This is a genomic window from Cellulosilyticum sp. ST5, assembly GCF_046529625.1.
Lineage (GTDB): Bacteria > Bacillota > Clostridia > Lachnospirales > Cellulosilyticaceae > Cellulosilyticum > Cellulosilyticum lentocellum.
Genome location: NZ_CP132338.1, coordinates 2,218,837 through 2,236,259 on the forward strand (window position 1 = coordinate 2,218,837; position 17,423 = coordinate 2,236,259).

Here is a 17,423-nt window from a genome sequence, read left to right on the forward strand (position 1 = left end):
CCCTTAATTCGTATTTACTTTATAGGTATCTATATTCTCTGCATCAATGACATTAATATTAACTGATAAATATTCATTTACTCTTCCCTTTAAATTAAAATCTTCAAGAGCTTTTATGGCTTTTTCACCCATTTGTTTTGTATCAATTGCAATCGTAGAATGAATAATATTCTTGGCAATAGCATCTAGAATGATATCCGACTCATAATAACCCATAATTTGAATATCACCTACACGGTTATAGTCTACTAATGCTTGGTAGGCGCATTGCGTATCCTCTGCAGATAAACAAACTAAGACATCTGTGACCTTCTGTGGATTTAGAATAATATTTCTTATAGATTCTTCCGCACTAAAGGCATTGGCTCTATTAATCGCTTTTGTTTCTACTGTTATTTTCTCTTTTTCTAAAACTTCTTTAATGCCCAGACAAATCATATTTTGATTATTACTTTCTGCTTCTGCATCTACTAATACTGTTACCTTGTTAATAGGCGTTTCAATTTTCTTAATCTGCTCACCATAGGCTTTCCCTAAATTAACACTATTAATCCCCACGAAGCTCTTTCTTTTCCCCTCTACGCCATCATACAACAAAGTAATAACCGGTATGCCTTTCTGATCTGCTTCCTCTAAAAGTGTCGTTGTTTCTTTATCTTCTGGAACAACTAAAATACCATCTACCTCACTAGAAATAGCCATTCGTAAGTAATCATTAACTGAATAATCATTACCTAATTCTTCTCCTAAATTTTCGACTAAAATATGTTGTTTTTTCCCTTCTTCTTTAGCTGCTTCAAAAACACTTTCCCAAAAAGAATCACTTGCTCCTCCTGAAATAAAAACATAGTGCTTATCATAAGCCAGCGAGGTCGTCATTTCTGCTACAGATAAATGACTAATCTTAGCTCTTAAAAAAATAGTTCCCAAAGCAACAATCATTAAGGCAGCCATACAACTTACAATCATACTTATTTTTAAAAGCTGTTCATTACTCATTCTCCCTCTTGGATTTTTCATTTAATTTCTCCTTAGTCCTTGTTATATTGCACATTATTTTAACTTTATTATATAATATTTTATATATTATTACTATTTCTAACTTTATTCTTTTTAAAGGACACTCTTTTATTGTAAATCTATTTCTAATCGACCTATCACCCTACCTATTTACCTTCATATCCCATTTATGCTATAGTGATTAAATGTTTAAACACATTCAAGTTATTTTACATATAAGTAGGAGGTAAATATGACAACCCTATTACTGATCAGACATGGAGAAACACCCTGGAACGTTTTAGCTAAAGTTCAAGGGTGTCAAAATATTGCTTTATCTGAAACTGGAAAAGCCCAAGCTTCTTTGTTAAGTGAAAGGTTAAACGGTGCATTTACTGCCGTCTACACTAGCCCCTTACATAGAGCCTTTGAAACTGCTGAAATTATTTGCAAACCAACACAGCTTAGTCCTATACCTTTAGAAGCACTAAAAGAAGTAGATTTCGGCTCTTGGGAAGGCCTTACCTTTAAGGAAATCTCCAAGTTATATCCAACACATTTCAACACCTGGCTCACAGATGAATCAACTGGACCTATGTACGATGGAGATGGCAGTATTCAAAATGTCAGCAGGCGTGCTAAAGCTTGTATTTACAGCATCGTTCAAAAACATCCTAATGAAACCATTGTCATGGTCTCTCATGGTGGACTTATTAAATCAGCTCTTATTGGTCTTTTTGATTGGAAAATGAATATGTATCATCACTTTGCTTTAGGCAATACTTGCATTACCACTATTCGCTTTGACGAGGCGCAAAGGCCCATGCTTGTTAGTTTAAATGATACCACCCATTTAAATACACCTGTTACAGCGGTTTAATTACCGGCACTTTCATAAATACTAATTCCTTTATTAAAGGTAGCGTAAGCAATTCCCCATCCTACAAGTGCAATAAGTACCTCTACACCTATTAATTTAAGAGCTGCCTCTCCCGTTAAAAAATAACTTGCAGGGTAAAAAGCTACAAAAGCAAATGGCACAATCGTTGATAAAATCAGTTGTATAGGCTTTGAATAAATAGAAACCGGGTATTTTGCAAAATCAGACATATCATAGGTAAGCTGCAAAATACCTCCGCTATTTTTTACCCAAAAAGCTAAAGAAGCAAAAAATAATTTTATATCTGTATAAATAAGTGCACCTGCTCCTATTGAAATAATAAATAAAACAATATTAAGGAGATTTACACTCACAACTCCTTTTTGAATAGATCCCCCTACTAAGAGAAACCCTACCATCAATTCTCCTAAAGCATCTGGTTGAAACTTATCACTAATCAGCTGAAAAAAAGGATTCATAGGACGTAATAAATAGCGATCAAATTCGCCTCTTATAACCATTCTAAAAGCAAGTATCCATACATTATCTGTTAGTAAATGATCAATCCCCCTAGGGATTTGTGCAAATCCATAGATAAAAAGTAATTGATTAAAATTCCAACCATTTAGTTGTGGAATTTGATTAAAAATCAAAGCCAGACAAATAATGCCACAGCTTTGAACTAATAAGTATCCTAATAAACCAATAATAAAATCCACCTTGGACTGCATTAAAGTCTTTAAATACTGTGCTACAAACAACCTATACAATTTAGCATACTTTTTTAATTCTTTCATTTTTATCCTCCCAGTACCGTAAGTCTCTTAGTTGCCTTATGCCATACGATGCAGCTTAATATATAGAGTAATATTACCCATGCAATTTGTTTGCCCATAGCCAAATAGAGGCTACTGCCTTGTAATTTTCCTAGATAAATCATAACCGGCGTATAATTCATGGAAGTAAAGGGTAAATAATCAAATACATACCTTACTGCCTCAGGGAAAAATACAATTGGAATAATCTGTCCAGTAAGGAATAATAACAGTGCATTTTTAATCATTGCCATTCCCCATACATACTGAGTATAAAAAGCAATCATACCAAAACAAAACTCAAAGAAAAACAAAATGAGAAAACTCATCAACCCACTTACTATATAAAAAATTATAGTGCTTAAAGAAGGTGGCATTATTCCTTTACCTACCCAGTTAACTAGAATAAGGCCTAGCCACACAAACCCTGCGGGCATAACTATTTGACTGAACATCCCTCCTAGAGATTCGAACAAAAGCTTAACCTTATAGTTAATAGGCTTTATGAGATTACTCGCTATACTTCCTTCTACAACATCTATTCCAATATCTGTTGCAATTCCTACGCGAACAATACTTCCCGTTACATAGCTCATAAAAATATAGGTAATCATCTCATCTATAGTGAAGCCACCTAATATCTGTTGGTTACTATTTTGATATACAGCCACCCACAAATAGTAATTGGCTAATACCTCTAAAAAGCTGGAAAAAATGAAGAGATAAACACTTATAGGGTAAGCTAAAAAAGTCTGAATCTTTGCTTTCATAAAAGGGATATAAATACGAAGCTGGTGTTTAAGTTTTTTCATATAATCCCCCCCCTACTCTTCTATCATGCCATGCTTATAAATACTTTTTACAATATCGCCAATATCTGTATCTTTCATCTTCACATCTCTAATTTCACTGGTTTTAGCTACCTCATTCATCAAATCTGTAAAGTGGAGCTGATCTTTTTTAAAGCAAAAGCTAATCTCTGACGGATGAAGCTCATAGCTTAGCGCATCCTCTGACAATCCAAATCGTTTTCTATAATCTATTCCTTCAAATGGTTTTGTATCTTTTACATCAAAACTAACTGTTTTGTTAGCTCCAAATAAAGTTTTAATCTTTTCAATAGTACCATCATAAATGAGTTTGCCACCATCAATAATGATAATCCGATTACAAAGCTCCTCAATATCACCTAAATCATGTGTTGTTAATACAACCGTTGTTTGATAACGGGCATTAATTTCCTTAATAGCTACTCTAATATGATCTTTCACTACTACATCTAAACCAATGGTAGGTTCATCTAAATAAAGTACTTTGGGATTATGTAAAAGAGCTGCTGCAATATCAGCTCTCATCCTTTGACCTAAAGATAAGGTTCTTACTGTGCTTTCCATAAAAGGCTCTAACTCTAAGGTTTGATTCAAAAAAGTCATACGTTCCTTATAATCCTCATCACTTACACCGTATATTTCCTTTAAAATTGAAAACGTTTCCGAAAGTGGCAAGTCCCACCACAACTGTGTGCGTTGTCCAAAGACTACTCCTATATTTTGCGCATTCTTTTGCCTTGCTTTATAAGGAATAATACCATTTACAGTACACGTTCCTTTAGTTGGCATCAAAATACCTGTCATCATCTTGATAGTGGTAGACTTACCAGCACCATTACTTCCGATATACCCTACAATCTCTCCTTTATGAATGCTAAAGGAAACATCTTCTACGGCTACCTTTTTTACTTTATCAAATGAAATTAACCCTTTAAATGCGCCCTTCAAGCCTTTATACTTCTTATTAGAAACAAACTCTTTGGTCAAATGATCTACTTCTATCATAATTTGTTCCATACGTTCCCCCCATAATATATGAATAAATTTTCAAATAATTACTAATTATAGAACATTTGTTCTCCGTTTGCAATTAAATTATTTTAGGTTTTAAATAAGTGCCCCTTTATTTTTTTTCAATATTAGATTAGAATATAATGATACTAATTATTTATTCTTAAATTTTCTATTTATAAAATAGATAGATGTATGCTACATATATTTATCTTGGTATAAATCAAATGATAAGTGAGGTTGTAAATATGTCGTTAGAAAATACTTCTTCTAATTTTATCCGCAATATTATTGTTGGAGATTTAGAAAGTGGGAAACATAATGAAATCATTACACGTTTTCCACCAGAACCAAATGGTTACCTTCATATTGGTCATGCTAAATCTATTTTACTTAACTTTGGCTTAGCTGAAGAATTTAATGGGAAAACCAATCTTCGTTTTGACGATACTAACCCAGTTAAAGAAGATACAGAGTATGTTGAATCTATTGAAGAAGATGTTAAATGGCTTGGCGTTCAGTGGGAGAAAAAATTATTTGCTTCTGACTACTTTGAAGAAATGTATAATCGTGCTGTCCTTTTAATTAAAAAAGGAAAAGCTTATGTATGTGATTTAACACCAGAAGAAGCTAAAGAATACCGTGGCACATTAACAGAGCCAGGTAAAGAAAGTCCTTATCGCTCTAGAAGTGTTGAAGAAAACTTAGATTTATTTGAGCGTATGAGAAAAGGCGAATTTGCCGATGGTGAAAAAGTACTTCGTGCCAAAATTGATATGAGCTCTCCTAATATGAATATGCGTGATCCTATTATCTATCGTATTGCTCATGCTTCTCACCATAATACAGGTGATAAATGGTGTATCTACCCAATGTATGACTTTGCTCATCCACTTGAAGATGCTATTGAGGGAATTACTCACTCTATTTGTACCCTTGAATTCGAAGCTCACCGTCCACTTTATGACTGGGTTGTTGAAGAATGTGAAATGGCAGCAAAACCTCGTCAAATCGAATTTGCTAGACTTAATATGACTAATACTGTTATGAGTAAACGTAAACTTAAACAACTCGTTGACGAAAGAGTTGTTGATGGTTGGGATGATCCTCGTATGCCTACTATTTCTGGTCTTCGTAGACGTGGTTATACGCCAGAAGCTATCCGTAACTTCTGCAGAGAAATCGGAGTTGCCAAAGCTGACTCTACAGTAGATAGTCAAATGCTCGATTTCTTCCTTCGTGAAGATCTCCAACCAAAAGCTACTTTAGCTATGGCTGTTTTAAAACCACTGAAGCTTGTGATTACTAACTATCCAGAAGGACAAACAGAACTTCTTGAAGTTGAAAATAATGCAAAAGACCCAGAACAAGGTACACGCATGATTCCATTTTCTCGTGAAATCTACATTGAACAAGATGACTTTATGGAAGTACCTGCTCCAAAATACTTTAGACTTTATCCTGGTAACGAAGTACGTCTTAAAGGCGCTTACTTTGTTAAGTGTACAGATGTTATTAAAGATGAAGCTGGTAATGTGGTAGAAGTACACTGTACTTATGACCCAGAAACAAAAAGTGGTTCTGGCTTTACAGGTCGTAAAGTAAAAGCTACTATTCATTGGGTAGATGCTGCTACTGCCGTTCCTGCAGAATTTAGATTGTTTGAACCTCTTATTTTAGATGATGCCCCAGAAAATGAAGGTAAACACTTCTTAGAGCAAATCAATCCAAATTCACTTGAAGTATTAGAAGGCTTTATTGAAAATGTGGCTTTCAAGGATGCAAAACCACTTGATAAATTCCAACTTGTAAGAAATGGTTTCTTCTGTGTTGATGGTAAATACTCTACAGAGGACAAACTTGTTTTCAACCGTATTGTACCACTTAAAAGCTCATTTAAACTTTAATACAAAATAACAAAATGCCATTATAGGGTTAACGGATAAGTTAATCTTATAATGGCATTTTCATTTATTAGTCGCTACAAAAATGGCTTTGCCTTACCACTTAGCAAGTAGCTCTTTAACTTGTTTTGTTACTTCTTCCTCTGTTGTATTTTCTATTACTTCGATCCCTGGCATTGTAGGGATAGAAAAATCCTTTGTTTTAACATAGGCATCCCAATTTTCTAGTTTCCAAGTATCCCTATCTGATGCTCTCAAAATCATACGCTCATGAATAAGTGTTATGTCACAATATACCCATACTAGCTTTAATTCTGCTTCCATTGAAGCTAAACGTTGCTCTAGTCCTTCTATATAGCTCCTATTCCTAAATTCCTTAGTGAAAGGAGCATTTAAAATAACTTGATCATTATAAATAAGTGCTTCAAGTGCAACCTCCATAGCTGCAATATATTCAGCATCCCTTAAATACGTATTAAAAAAATCAGAATCTCTATTATAGGGCTGATGAGCTGCTGCATATGCTGCTTTTGATAATGGAATAAAGGTATCCTTATCTAGATAAACTGGCTGGCTTAAACTACTTGCAATTTTTTTAGCCACAAAGGTTTTACCACTTGCAGGTGGTGATCCTACTAAAATAAGCTTCTTCATTATTCTCCCAACCTTCTTACCACATAATGGCCATATTTTCCTTCAAAAAAGATATAATTCTTTGCAATAGCATAAAAAGCACTATTATAACCATATCGATCGACACAGTGATCATCTCTTTTAATCCCCAATTTATCACAGATATGCACTAACTTTGGTGTCGTTACAAAAGGTAAAATAATATTATATACGTTTTGCTTATGTAAAAACTCTAATAAGCGTGTTGTGTAACCTAGATTCAAATACGCCTCATCTACCTTAATTTCTCTAATCATTAGCGTGCCATCTGCTTCTTCCTCATAAACAAATTTAAGATTATCATTAATAACCAAAGCAGTTAATCCTTGAAATGGCAGTAAAGTTTCTGGCACTACTCTTACATGGAAACCAGCTTCTGTTAAAAGTGCCTTTAAATCGTTCATATTTTTCCCCTACCTTCTATTTACTTTTTATTTACACCATATTATAATCTTTCCTTTTATCATATACAATATTCTTAATTAATAAAGGTTTGCTGCTCTACTATTCTTTTATCATCACTTTTAAACATAGACCTTACATCCTTTAGTGCAATTTTTAATTTTTCATAATCTGAGCTAGATATAAGTGGGTCTTGTCCTGCCTCATAAAGATGCACAGCTCTTTTAGCTGGTAAAATGCGATAATGATATTTCCCTTTGACCCGTGAATAATCTACCCAAGTTGGAATATAAGTCACCTCTTTTATGGATAATTCTCCTGTTAAAGGTGCTTTATTTAAAATGATATTAAAAATGGCACTTGTTTCTTTATAGCGAGATCTCTGCCCGGATATAAAATTACCTTGTGAATATAAAATAACCACTTCTTTTGATCTTCCATTCATTTGAGTTTTACGTATTTCCATAGGCTCCAGTACATGAGGATGACTCCCTAGTATCACATCTACATCATTTTCTACTAGAAAATCTACCATTTCTTTTTGTGCTTTGTTAGGTGTTCTTGCATATTCCACACCAAAATGTATACTTACGCAAACTAACTCTGCTTTTAAATCTCTTGCTTTTTTAATATCTGCAGCTATTTTTTCTTTATTAATATAATTGATACTATATTCTTTCCCCTTGCTTACTTTAATACCATTGGTGCCATATGTATAAGCTAAAAACGCAATCTTACTTCCCTTTACTTCTTGAATGAGAATAGTTTCACTACTTTCCTTTGTTTGATATGTACCTGTGCATTGTAAACCTCTTTGCTCTAAAACATCTATCGTTCTCTTTAATCCTTCAAAATCTCTGTCTAAGCTATGGTTATTAGCCGTTGTTAAAACATCAAAACCTACGTCTTTAAGCGCATCAGCAAGCTCATCTGGTGCATTAAACCGGGGGTAGCCTGTATACTTTTTATCTTTTCCCGAAAGTGTTAGTTCTAAATTGCCTATGGTTAAATCTGCTGCTTTTAAATAAGGTGCTACTTCCTTAAACATATAATCATATGCATACGTTTTAGTCTTAGGATCATATCCACTTGTGATTTGAGGCTCATGCATCATAATATCTCCTACAGTGGTGAGCTGTATCGTCTGGGGTGTTAGCGCTTCTTGCCATTTTCCTAATACCTCATCTACCTGTGAAGTCGCTTCCTTTACATATTGCCAAACATTTTGTGACTGCTTAAAATTTTCATCAATCTTTCCCCCTGAAATAACCTGAGAATAGCCCATACTTATTGTCAGAACCATTATTTGTAACAATTGTATATAGCAATGAGACATTTCTTTTTCCCTCACCTCTATCTATTTTTAATTCTATTATAGCACCCAATTCCAATTTTTACTAATTATTTAGATTTTTCATACCAACAAAAAGAGCTATTACTTTTAAATAATAGCTCTTTTTGTTGGTATTTATATGTTATTTGATTTTTTTATTCCTCGATTTACCATTTCTGAACAAATGAACATGAGTACAACAAATATCATAAGAAATACAGGCATAATCTTAAAACTCATTCCTTTGGCTAAAAAACCAAATACAGGAGGTATAAAGGTACTGCCTACATAAGCACAAGCCATTTGGATTCCCATAATGCCTTGAGATTGCTCTTTTCCAAATCTCTGAGGTGTTTCATGAAGCATGGCAGGATAAATAGGTGCACAACCCAAACCAATAAGCATAAGTCCTATTAACTGACAATAGCTCGTAAATGGCATTCCTAGTAAAATAACTCCCAGTAAACAAATGATTTGACCTAAACGCATCATTTTAATATTATTAAGTTTTATAGCTAAAAAGCCTGCCAATAATCGCCCTACTGTAATTCCTAAGTAATAGATGGATACCCACTTTGCTGCTTTTTCCGCTGATAAACCTAATGTGTCTACTAAAAAGGTACTTCCCCAAAGTCCAGTTGTTAATTCTACACCGCAGTAGCAGAAAAATGCTATAAGCGCTGGTTTAGCGCCTCTCATTTCTAATAATTCACTTATACGTGTATTACTTTTTTCACTCTCTTTATTCTCTTCTTGTTTCTCCATCTTCTTCCATAATGGTAAAGTTACAAATAAACAGATGACTAAAATACCTTGAATTAAGCCAATAGTGGCATAACCCATTCTCCAACCACTCTCTCTTAATAACCAAAAAGACATAATAAACGGTCCAGCAGTAGCTCCTACTCCCCAGAAGCAATGTAGCCAATTCATATGCTTTGCTTCATAATGTAATGCCACAAAATTGTTAAGGGCCGAATCTACAGCTCCCGCTCCTAGACCTAAAGGAATACCTAATAAACATATTCCCCAAAAGCCAGGTACCATATAAGTTCCTATAAGGCCCAAAGCTGTCATTAGTACACTTATGGCTGTTACTTTTCCTGTCCCAAATCTTTTAATAAGTCTTTCACTGAATAAGCTAGATATAATCGTACCTCCAGCCACAATCATTGTTGCAAGCCCTGCATAAGAAACCGGAACATTGAGTTCTAAATGCATCATAGGCCAAGCTGAACCTAATATAGAATCTGGTAATCCTAAACTAATAAATGAAATATAAATAATTACTAACAAAATCGTAGACATATTTTTTCCTTTCTTAATCCCTTCTTACTTATTCATTTATGGTATGACTTATGATAATAGGTTCACCGAAGGTCTTTAGTAACCCACCTGTAACCTCTACCTTTTCTTTACTTATTAAATTGATATAACTTCCATCTTGTAAAGGCACCTTTACACACGCTTCTTTCCCCTTTAAAGTGAAAAGCCCTACTAAGATTTGCTCCTTAGTTTGATAACTGCCTACTACTATATGTGCCTCATCATAAGCTTCAAGTTCATAATTGCCTTTAGCGACAATGTCTTGCTTTTTAATATTATATAATGCTTGTAATAAATGAGTTAAATCATGGCCTGTTTCCCAGTTAATTGGCTCCTTCTCAAATAGACTTGGTGTATGTTCTGCTTCTACTTCTTGTCCACCATAAATAAGTGCTGTTCCTTTTTGAAAATACATGAAAGCTGTTAGGTTCTTAAGGGCTTTTTCATCTTGAACCCTCTGTTTAATTCTAGCTTGATCATGATTTTCTAAGCATCTAAGCTTTACATAGTTAGAAGGATAAATGACCTCTTGTTTTTTTAATGCTGTAATATACGAGGTAAGTGTAGCTTTGCCTTCTATATAAGCCTCAAATTCATCCCAAATATCATAATCATAAGTTATATCAAAGGCCTGATAAACTTCACTATCCGAACAAGCATTAAAACCTAGATGACGTACATATTTTACAAACCCTGGATGTACTGATTCTGCTAGCCAAATAAAACCAGGGTGAATCTTTTCCACCTCACTTCTTGCTTCTAACCAAAATGCAAGTGGTACAAGTGAAGCTACGTCACAGCGTACACCATCTACAATCTTTGCCCACATTTTTAAAGTTTCTATTTGGTAATCCCACAAAGCTTTATTCTGATAATCAAGATCTATCACATCTGCCCAGTCACCTGCTTTATTACCTAGACTTCCATCTTCTTTTTTATAAAAATACTCCTTATGTTCCTTTGCCAATACCGAATCTATAGCGGTATGATTATAAACCACATCTATGATACACTTCATATCTTTTTTATGTATTGCTTCTACTAAATGCTGAAAGTCTTCTAGAGTTCCATATTCAGGATTTACTTTCCTGTAATCTTTAATAGCATAAGGGCAACCTAAGCTCCCTTTTTTACCTTCCACTCCAATTGGATGAATAGGTAAAAACCATATCACATCTGTTCCTAGAGCTTTAATACGATCTAAATCTTTTTCTATTGCTTTAAAAGTACCTTCCATGGTATGATTACGAACATAAATTGAGTAAATCACTTGATTTCTAAGAGATATTTCTGTACAAAGAGCCATTTCCCCAACCTCCAATAATCTGTTATTTTCTCTTATCATACCATTTCTTAAGCCTATATACTTCTCAAATATTGACCGTTTTTTATGCTTTTATGACTTTTTTCGATATTGTATAGGCGAACAATTCTCTTTGTTTTTAAATAACTTAATAAAGTTACTCATATTATTAAATCCTACTTCTAAACAAATTTCCGTAATTTGCATGTCTGTTTTTATTAATAACTGTTTAGCCATCTTTAAACGGTAATCATTTACATAAGCCATAGGTGCTTTACCTATCATTCTTTTAAAAAACCTACTAAAATATTGCTCATTCATATTTAAGATAGTTGCTAAATCTTTCACATAAAATGCTTCCTTATAATGTTCTTCTATATAACTAAGAACCTTTTTAATAGATTCAACCTTATAATCTACACTACCACTTTTATCTTCTAAAAATAACCCATTATTTTGAAGAATCATTAATATATTGAGGAGTTCTACCTTAATATTTAGCTGGGCACTTAAGCCTTCTGCTACACTTCCTCCAGTAGCTATTGAAAACTGTCCGCTTTGCTGATGCCACTGAACGATTCTCTCATAATGAATTAAAATCTCCTTTCCCACCATATTCTTTATACCTATGAATCTTGGAAAATGTAATTTATTTTCTAAAATAGGCTGGATGAAACGTGCTTGTACTTCATCGTACATACTAAAGCCTAACATTTCTAAGTTAAAGACTAGGGCACTTTCCTTTACATTTCCTTCTGCCTTAAGGGCATGAAGTTCTTCTTGATTAATAAAGCAAAAACCTTTTTCTAGCCAAGTTGGCTCCATATTGATATCTACTAAAAACTGTCCTTCTTCCAAATAAATAAGTTCTACTTCTTTATGCCAATGGTGGTTAACTTCTAACTTTATACGATTATGATCATGCTCATATAATACACAAGGAAAATACGCCGTCCCATGATTTTTTTGTTCTTTTAACGCTTTATTGTTCATTTTTAACTTCCTCTATTTTAAAAATATACGATTAGTAAAAAACCTCTTATAGATTATTTATCGTCTATAAGAGGCTTTTTCACTATTCTATTCTTCACTTGGATTCATATACGCTTTTCTTAAAGTATAAGAGGCGTATTATTTGCACAAAATAATACGCCTCTTATTTATAACTGAGCCACCCGGGAATCGAACCCGGGACAACTTGATTAAAAGTCAAGTGCTCTACCGACTGAGCTAGTGACCCAAACTCTCTTTTACAAGAGAAATCGGGGTGACAGGACTCGAACCTGCGGCCTCCTGAACCCAAATCAGGCGCTCTAGCCAAACTGAGCCACACCCCGTTTTATGTTAGCAACCATTTACTTTCCCAGTCTGTCTCCAGATGGGTATCATCACTAACAAATGACCCATACGAGAATCGAACTCGTGTTACCGCCGTGAAAGGGCGGTGTCTTGACCGCTTGACCAATGGGCCGTGTTGACTTTTATTATATTACATGAACTATTTACATATGTCAACACTTTTTATATCAACTTTAATAAAAAAGACACTTCTTCTGAAGTGCCTTATCTCATTATATTAACTTTCTTCATTATAGTATATATTTACAGCTCTTTATGTGTTAAGTGCTACAAAGACTAATTTAAATGCCATTAATCCTAAGAAAACCACCCCTAAGATTAATGTAAACTTTGCTGCTTTAAATTTCTCCGCGCCAATTTCCTCTGACTCAGCTTTTTTAACCATTTGCATTTGTACTAAACCACTAAGTACTTGGGTTGCTCCAACCACTACAATTGCTAGGTCTACAGTCACCTTACCCAGTAACATTAGCCCCGCAAAAACAACGGCTAGAACGCCACAAACAATTGCAATTATTGTTCCTATATCCAACTTATTTTTCAAGTTTATTTCCTCCTAGTCGTGACTTATTTTATATTTAATTTTATATTTAATTTCATTATAACAAATTTTATTTGATATTTGTTGCTTTTTCTTTTGTGAAGTATGTGATTTTATGCTATTTTATTTTTCATGTTCACTATTTCTTCACTTGTTCTGCACCTTTAGCATATGCTTAATCTCTCTATCTCATTTTTAACCTCTTAAAGTTTGCTTTCTAGCATTTAATGATTCTACTTGATAAGTCTTAAAAAGCCTTTTTCTTCTATTCAAATTTCTATCCAAATAAATAAGTCATAGCAAAAGGTGCCTTTCATTACTTATCACTAAGTAATGAAAGGCACCTTGACTCATCATCTTATGTATAGAAGCTTATAAGTTTTCAATAACACAGTTAGCAAATTCTGCTCCTGTTGCACCATCATTTCTACCTGTCATTTTAATAGTATCATTTGCAATCTTAAGTGCTGCAATAACACGGTCAGCTTCATCTTTATAGCCAATATGACGAAGAAGTAATTCTGCTGCTTTAATCATACTCGCTGGATTAGCATATTGTTCTCTTCCTGTCTCCACCATTCTTGGTGCACTACCATGAATCGCTTCAAACATCGCATACTTATTACCTACATTAGCACTACCTGCAGTACCTACACCACCTTGGATTTGAGCAGCTTCATCTGTAATGATATCACCATAAAGGTTAGGAAGTACAAATACTTCGAAATTCTTTCTTACTTTTTCATTAATAAGATTAGCAGAAATAATATCTACAAACCAGTCATCTACTTCTATTTCTGGATATTCTTTAGCTACTTTATAGCAAAGCTCTAAGAATTTACCGTCTGTTTTCTTAAGAATATTAGCTTTTGTAATAATAGCTACACGTTTTTTACCATTTTTACGTGCGAATTCAAAAGCTTGTCTTGCTATTCTTTCTGTGCCTTGCGTAGTTGTTACTTTAAAATCAAAAGACATATCAGCATCTAAAGCAATCCCTTTGCTGCCAAGTGCATATTCACCCTCTGTATTTTCACGGAAAAAGGTCCAATCAATACCTTCTTCTGGTACTGCTACTGGTCGTACGTTAGCAAATAAGTCTAACTCTCTTCTCATGGCCACATTAGCGCTTTCAATATTAGGACCATCACCTTTACTTGGTGTTGTCGTTGGGCCTTTTAAAATAATATCACAGGCTTTAAGCTCAGCAAGCACATCATCTGGAATAGCTTTATTAGCTGCAATACGGTTTTCTATCGTTAAGCCGTCAATTTGTTTAAATACAATTTTGCCACTAGCTACATCATCTTTAAGTACAGCACGAAGAACGCGCTCAGCTTCTGCTGTAATAGCAGGTCCAATACCATCTCCACCACAGCAGCCGATAATGATTTGATCTAGCTTACTGTAATCTACAGCCCTTGTATCATTTTTCATTCTTTCTACTCTAGCTAATTGTTCCTCTACTAAGGCTGCGAAGTGAGCTTTTGCTGCTTCTAACTTATCCATCTTATATACCTCCTAAATTTTCCGTTTTATATCCTTTTCTATTATATCAGAATAAATATACACTTGTCTAAATTTTATATCATAATCTTATAAAAAAATAATGGAGATGCTGCTTTAACTTCAACATCCCCAACTACATTTTTTAACCTAAATACTTTGTGTTTCTTCAAGTTATTTTCTCATGCTGCCTTAGATGTCTATTTTTGTGAAAGATAATGATTAATATATTCTTCTAATTCTTCATCACTCATAACAGTCGTACGACCATCTTCATATTGTGTATCTACCCAATCTTTAATGCTAATACAGAGTGGATCATTTTTATCAATACCTTTTAGTTGACTACAATCAGGATTACTATTAATCCAGTGAGCAATACCTGCAAGGCCTGATGTATTACTAATAGAGACACGTACAGGTCTATTTAAAAGTTTTTCAGTATCAAAAATATTATAGATTTCTTCATTTTTAAGTAAACCATCTGCATGGATTCCTGCTCTTGTTACATTGAAGTTTTTACCTACAAATGGTGTACGTTCTGGTATTTTCTCTCCAATTACATTTTCAAAATACTCTGCAAGCTCAGTGATTACTGTTGTATCCATACCATCTAAAGTACCTTTTAACTGTGCATACTCCATAACCATTGCTTCTAGAGGTGTATTACCTGTTCTTTCTCCTATACCAAATAAAGAACAGTTAACACTATTACAACCATAAAGCCATGCTGCTGTTGAATTAGCTACAGCACGATAAAAGTCATTATGTCCATGCCATTCAATCCATTCATGAGGTACACCAGCATATTGATGAAGTGCATACATAATACCTGGGACACTACGTGGAATCATAGCACCTGGATAACTTACACCGTAGCCCATTGTGTCACAAGCACGAATTTTAATTGGCATCTTAGTTTCTTCACTAATTCTCATCAGTTCCCTCGCAAAAGGAACAACGAATTTATAAATATCAGCTCTTGTAATATCTTCAAAATGGCAACGAGGAATGATGCCTTTATCAATACATTGTTTAACAATCTTTGTATAGTGTTCAATTGCTTCTGAACGTTTCATATGTAGCTTATGGAAAATATGATAATCTGAACAGCTTACTAAAATACCTGTTTCATTAATCTCCATGTCCTTTACAAGCTGAAAATCTTTTTCAGATGCACGAATCCAAGAAGTAATCTGTGGAAACTCATAACCTAACTCTCTACATTTATAAACAGCTTGCCTGTCTTTCTCGCTATAGAGGAAGAATTCACTTTGTTGAACAATGCCATTAGGCCCACTTAATCGATGTAACATTTTATAAATATCAACAATTTGCTCAGTTGTATAAGGCGCTCTTGACTGTTGACCATCTCTAAAAGTCGTATCTGTAATATAAATCTTTTCCTGCATAGTCATAGGCACATGCACATCGTTGAAGGCAACTCTAGGAATTTCATCATAAGGGAAAAATTCCCTAAACATATTCGCCTCAGCTCTATCCTCTAATAAATGGTTCTTTTCAGGGCTAGTAAGTAAATTAGTTCTCTTATTTAGTTCAAACACAGTATCACTCCTTGCATCTTTCTATTTTTAATCCTTTAATTATCTGAAAATTACTTATGTATAATTGTATACAATCATACTATTCATGTCAATAAAAAATTAAATATTAAATTATAATTTTTTAAATAAAAAAATATTTTACAAGAGTAACATTTTTTTCCATACTTCATACTATAGTTAATGAAGAAGCTAAGAACAAAGTTTCTCAAAACTTGTTTTTATTTCTAGAAAAAAATATTATCATTTACTATTTTGGTAATATAAGTAATTTTTCAAATAGAAGGTTCATATAATTAAATATAGTTTTCATAAGGAGGTCAAATATGTCTGCTTTTAATGGTTGCTGCAATTCGGGCTGTAACACACATTCATATTCTGACTGTCATCCCACTTTTAAGCATAATTGCTGTAACCAATGTCACTTAAGTTGTTCATCCTGGTTACCCCTTATCATTTTGGCTCTTATTCTTATTTGCTGCTTAGGTGAATGTGGTTGTCTTATTATTATGCTAGGAGTTGTTTGTCTACTTTGTAAAGGAATATTATAGATTAAATTTTTAAATATAGGAGGCAATATCATGGAAGATTTTAGATTCTTAGAAGATAACTGTACTTGTATTATCATTATTATAGCATTCTTCTTACTATTTTGCGGTAAAGGCAGTTGTGGTGGCGGCTTTAACCTAGATTGCTTATTCAATAATTTCTTTGGTGGCTGTGACAATTCTGCTTGGATGTGGATTATCATTATTGTTATTGTTTGGATGTGCTTCTGTAAATCACCTTGTGGTTTCTTAAGAAACGATATTCAATAGGCTTAATAAAATAAATAAAAATAGGAGGAGGACTCTTTAGTCCTTCTCCTATTTTATTTATTTCATTTATATACTCACTATCTAATTGGAAGAGGCTGACCAAAAAAGTGGATTTTTCCATCTTTTTAGTCAGCCTCTTATTAGGGAAAAGGTTTTACCGAA

16 protein-coding genes and 3 tRNA genes are annotated in these 17,423 nt (G+C 33.7%); 3 read left to right on the forward strand and 16 right to left on the reverse strand.

Annotation, left to right across the window (positions count from 1 at the left end; all coding sequences use genetic code 11):
• Positions 1-3: 3 nt before the first annotated feature.
• Positions 4-1,020 (reverse strand): substrate-binding domain-containing protein, encoded by a 1,017-nt coding sequence (locus tag QTL86_RS10785; protein ID WP_410497179.1) that lies wholly within the window; start codon positions 1,018-1,020, stop codon positions 4-6.
• Positions 1,021-1,252: 232 nt separating this feature from the next.
• Here QTL86_RS10785 and QTL86_RS10790 point away from each other — a divergent pair, with 232 nt between their 5' ends.
• Positions 1,253-1,879 carry a histidine phosphatase family protein gene (locus QTL86_RS10790; RefSeq protein WP_013656363.1) on the forward strand — a complete coding sequence of 209 codons (627 nt, stop codon included), beginning with the start codon at positions 1,253-1,255 and terminating at the stop codon, positions 1,877-1,879.
• On the opposite strand, the gene QTL86_RS10795 is transcribed toward QTL86_RS10790, so the two are convergent.
• From QTL86_RS10795 to QTL86_RS10805, 3 genes are read right to left on the reverse strand one after another with little or no spacing between them, the layout of a single operon-like run.
• Positions 1,876-2,676, reverse strand: a complete 801-nt coding sequence (locus QTL86_RS10795; RefSeq protein ID WP_410497180.1) for an ABC transporter permease — start codon at positions 2,674-2,676, stop codon at positions 1,876-1,878. The two genes, QTL86_RS10790 and QTL86_RS10795, sit on opposite strands and share 4 nt — an antisense overlap.
• A 2-nt stretch (positions 2,677-2,678) precedes the next feature.
• On the reverse strand, positions 2,679-3,506 hold the full coding sequence (locus QTL86_RS10800; RefSeq protein ID WP_410497181.1) for an ABC transporter permease: 828 nt from the start codon (positions 3,504-3,506) through the stop codon (positions 2,679-2,681).
• A gap of 12 nt (positions 3,507-3,518) precedes the next feature.
• Positions 3,519-4,541 (reverse strand): ATP-binding cassette domain-containing protein, encoded by a 1,023-nt coding sequence (locus QTL86_RS10805; RefSeq protein WP_410497182.1) that lies wholly within the window; start codon positions 4,539-4,541, stop codon positions 3,519-3,521.
• A 242-nt stretch (positions 4,542-4,783) separates the two neighbouring features.
• On the opposite strand from QTL86_RS10805, the gene QTL86_RS10810 reads away from it, so the two are divergent.
• Complete coding sequence (locus tag QTL86_RS10810; protein WP_410497183.1) at positions 4,784-6,442, forward strand: glutamine--tRNA ligase/YqeY domain fusion protein; 1,659 nt, start codon at positions 4,784-4,786, stop codon at positions 6,440-6,442.
• A gap of 93 nt (positions 6,443-6,535) precedes the next feature.
• On the opposite strand, the gene QTL86_RS10815 is transcribed toward QTL86_RS10810, so the two are convergent.
• The 12 genes from QTL86_RS10815 to QTL86_RS10870 all read right to left on the reverse strand — a co-directional run bounded on the left by QTL86_RS10815 (position 6,536) and on the right by QTL86_RS10870 (position 16,446).
• On the reverse strand, positions 6,536-7,093 hold the full coding sequence (locus QTL86_RS10815) for an AAA family ATPase (RefSeq protein ID WP_410497185.1): 558 nt from the start codon (positions 7,091-7,093) through the stop codon (positions 6,536-6,538).
• Positions 7,093-7,515 (reverse strand): hypothetical protein, encoded by a 423-nt coding sequence (locus QTL86_RS10820; RefSeq protein WP_127066052.1) that lies wholly within the window; start codon positions 7,513-7,515, stop codon positions 7,093-7,095. Before QTL86_RS10820 ends, QTL86_RS10815 begins: the two co-directional genes overlap by 1 nt.
• Before the next feature lie 74 nt (positions 7,516-7,589).
• Positions 7,590-8,828, reverse strand: a complete 1,239-nt coding sequence (locus QTL86_RS10825) for a CapA family protein (RefSeq protein ID WP_410497186.1) — start codon at positions 8,826-8,828, stop codon at positions 7,590-7,592.
• A 153-nt stretch (positions 8,829-8,981) separates the two neighbouring features.
• The gene (locus QTL86_RS10830; protein ID WP_410497187.1) at positions 8,982-10,154 is read right to left on the reverse strand and encodes an MFS transporter; all 1,173 of its coding nucleotides are present in this window, start codon (positions 10,152-10,154) and stop codon (positions 8,982-8,984) included.
• Between the two features lie 28 nt (positions 10,155-10,182).
• On the reverse strand, positions 10,183-11,478 hold the full coding sequence (locus QTL86_RS10835; RefSeq protein WP_410497188.1) for an alpha-amylase family glycosyl hydrolase: 1,296 nt from the start codon (positions 11,476-11,478) through the stop codon (positions 10,183-10,185).
• A 90-nt stretch (positions 11,479-11,568) separates the two neighbouring features.
• Positions 11,569-12,468 carry an AraC family transcriptional regulator gene (locus QTL86_RS10840; RefSeq protein WP_127066048.1) on the reverse strand — a complete coding sequence of 300 codons (900 nt, stop codon included), beginning with the start codon at positions 12,466-12,468 and terminating at the stop codon, positions 11,569-11,571.
• A 174-nt stretch (positions 12,469-12,642) separates the two neighbouring features.
• Positions 12,643-12,715, reverse strand: a tRNA-Lys gene (locus QTL86_RS10845).
• A gap of 22 nt (positions 12,716-12,737) precedes the next feature.
• A tRNA-Pro gene (locus tag QTL86_RS10850) sits at positions 12,738-12,812 on the reverse strand.
• A gap of 62 nt (positions 12,813-12,874) precedes the next feature.
• Positions 12,875-12,946 (reverse strand) — tRNA-Glu (locus QTL86_RS10855).
• A 141-nt stretch (positions 12,947-13,087) separates the two neighbouring features.
• Positions 13,088-13,378 (reverse strand): hypothetical protein, encoded by a 291-nt coding sequence (locus tag QTL86_RS10860; protein WP_013656352.1) that lies wholly within the window; start codon positions 13,376-13,378, stop codon positions 13,088-13,090.
• Between the two features lie 369 nt (positions 13,379-13,747).
• Complete coding sequence (locus QTL86_RS10865; RefSeq protein ID WP_410497189.1) at positions 13,748-14,884, reverse strand: isocitrate/isopropylmalate family dehydrogenase; 1,137 nt, start codon at positions 14,882-14,884, stop codon at positions 13,748-13,750.
• Between the two features lie 197 nt (positions 14,885-15,081).
• Complete coding sequence (locus QTL86_RS10870) at positions 15,082-16,446, reverse strand: 2-isopropylmalate synthase (RefSeq protein WP_410497190.1); 1,365 nt, start codon at positions 16,444-16,446, stop codon at positions 15,082-15,084.
• 578 nt (positions 16,447-17,024) lie between these two features.
• On the opposite strand from QTL86_RS10870, the gene QTL86_RS10875 reads away from it, so the two are divergent.
• Positions 17,025-17,261: a hypothetical protein gene (locus tag QTL86_RS10875; RefSeq protein WP_013656349.1), complete on the forward strand. Its 237-nt coding sequence runs from the start codon at positions 17,025-17,027 to the stop codon at positions 17,259-17,261.
• The last annotated feature ends 162 nt before the right edge of the window (positions 17,262-17,423 follow it).

What these genes read in the sequence shown, in the direction of transcription:
- QTL86_RS10795 (WP_410497180.1), bottom strand. Translation starts at nt 2,676, where the DNA reads ATGAAAGAATTAAAAAAGTATGCTAAATTGTATAGGTTGTTTGTAGCA.
- QTL86_RS10805 (WP_410497182.1), bottom strand. Translation starts at nt 4,541, where the DNA reads ATGGAACAAATTATGATAGAAGTAGATCATTTGACCAAAGAGTTTGTT.
- QTL86_RS10875 (WP_013656349.1), top strand. Translation starts at nt 17,025, where the DNA reads ATGGAAGATTTTAGATTCTTAGAAGATAACTGTACTTGTATTATCATT.
- QTL86_RS10800 (WP_410497181.1), bottom strand. Translation starts at nt 3,506, where the DNA reads ATGAAAAAACTTAAACACCAGCTTCGTATTTATATCCCTTTTATGAAA.
- QTL86_RS10790 (WP_013656363.1), top strand. Translation starts at nt 1,253, where the DNA reads ATGACAACCCTATTACTGATCAGACATGGAGAAACACCCTGGAACGTT.
- QTL86_RS10785 (WP_410497179.1), bottom strand. Translation starts at nt 1,020, where the DNA reads ATGAAAAATCCAAGAGGGAGAATGAGTAATGAACAGCTTTTAAAAATA.
- QTL86_RS10815 (WP_410497185.1), bottom strand. Translation starts at nt 7,093, where the DNA reads ATGAAGAAGCTTATTTTAGTAGGATCACCACCTGCAAGTGGTAAAACC.
- QTL86_RS10820 (WP_127066052.1), bottom strand. Translation starts at nt 7,515, where the DNA reads ATGAACGATTTAAAGGCACTTTTAACAGAAGCTGGTTTCCATGTAAGA.
- QTL86_RS10865 (WP_410497189.1), bottom strand. Translation starts at nt 14,884, where the DNA reads ATGGATAAGTTAGAAGCAGCAAAAGCTCACTTCGCAGCCTTAGTAGAG.
- QTL86_RS10840 (WP_127066048.1), bottom strand. Translation starts at nt 12,468, where the DNA reads ATGAACAATAAAGCGTTAAAAGAACAAAAAAATCATGGGACGGCGTAT.
- QTL86_RS10835 (WP_410497188.1), bottom strand. Translation starts at nt 11,478, where the DNA reads ATGGCTCTTTGTACAGAAATATCTCTTAGAAATCAAGTGATTTACTCA.
- QTL86_RS10810 (WP_410497183.1), top strand. Translation starts at nt 4,784, where the DNA reads ATGTCGTTAGAAAATACTTCTTCTAATTTTATCCGCAATATTATTGTT.
- QTL86_RS10830 (WP_410497187.1), bottom strand. Translation starts at nt 10,154, where the DNA reads ATGTCTACGATTTTGTTAGTAATTATTTATATTTCATTTATTAGTTTA.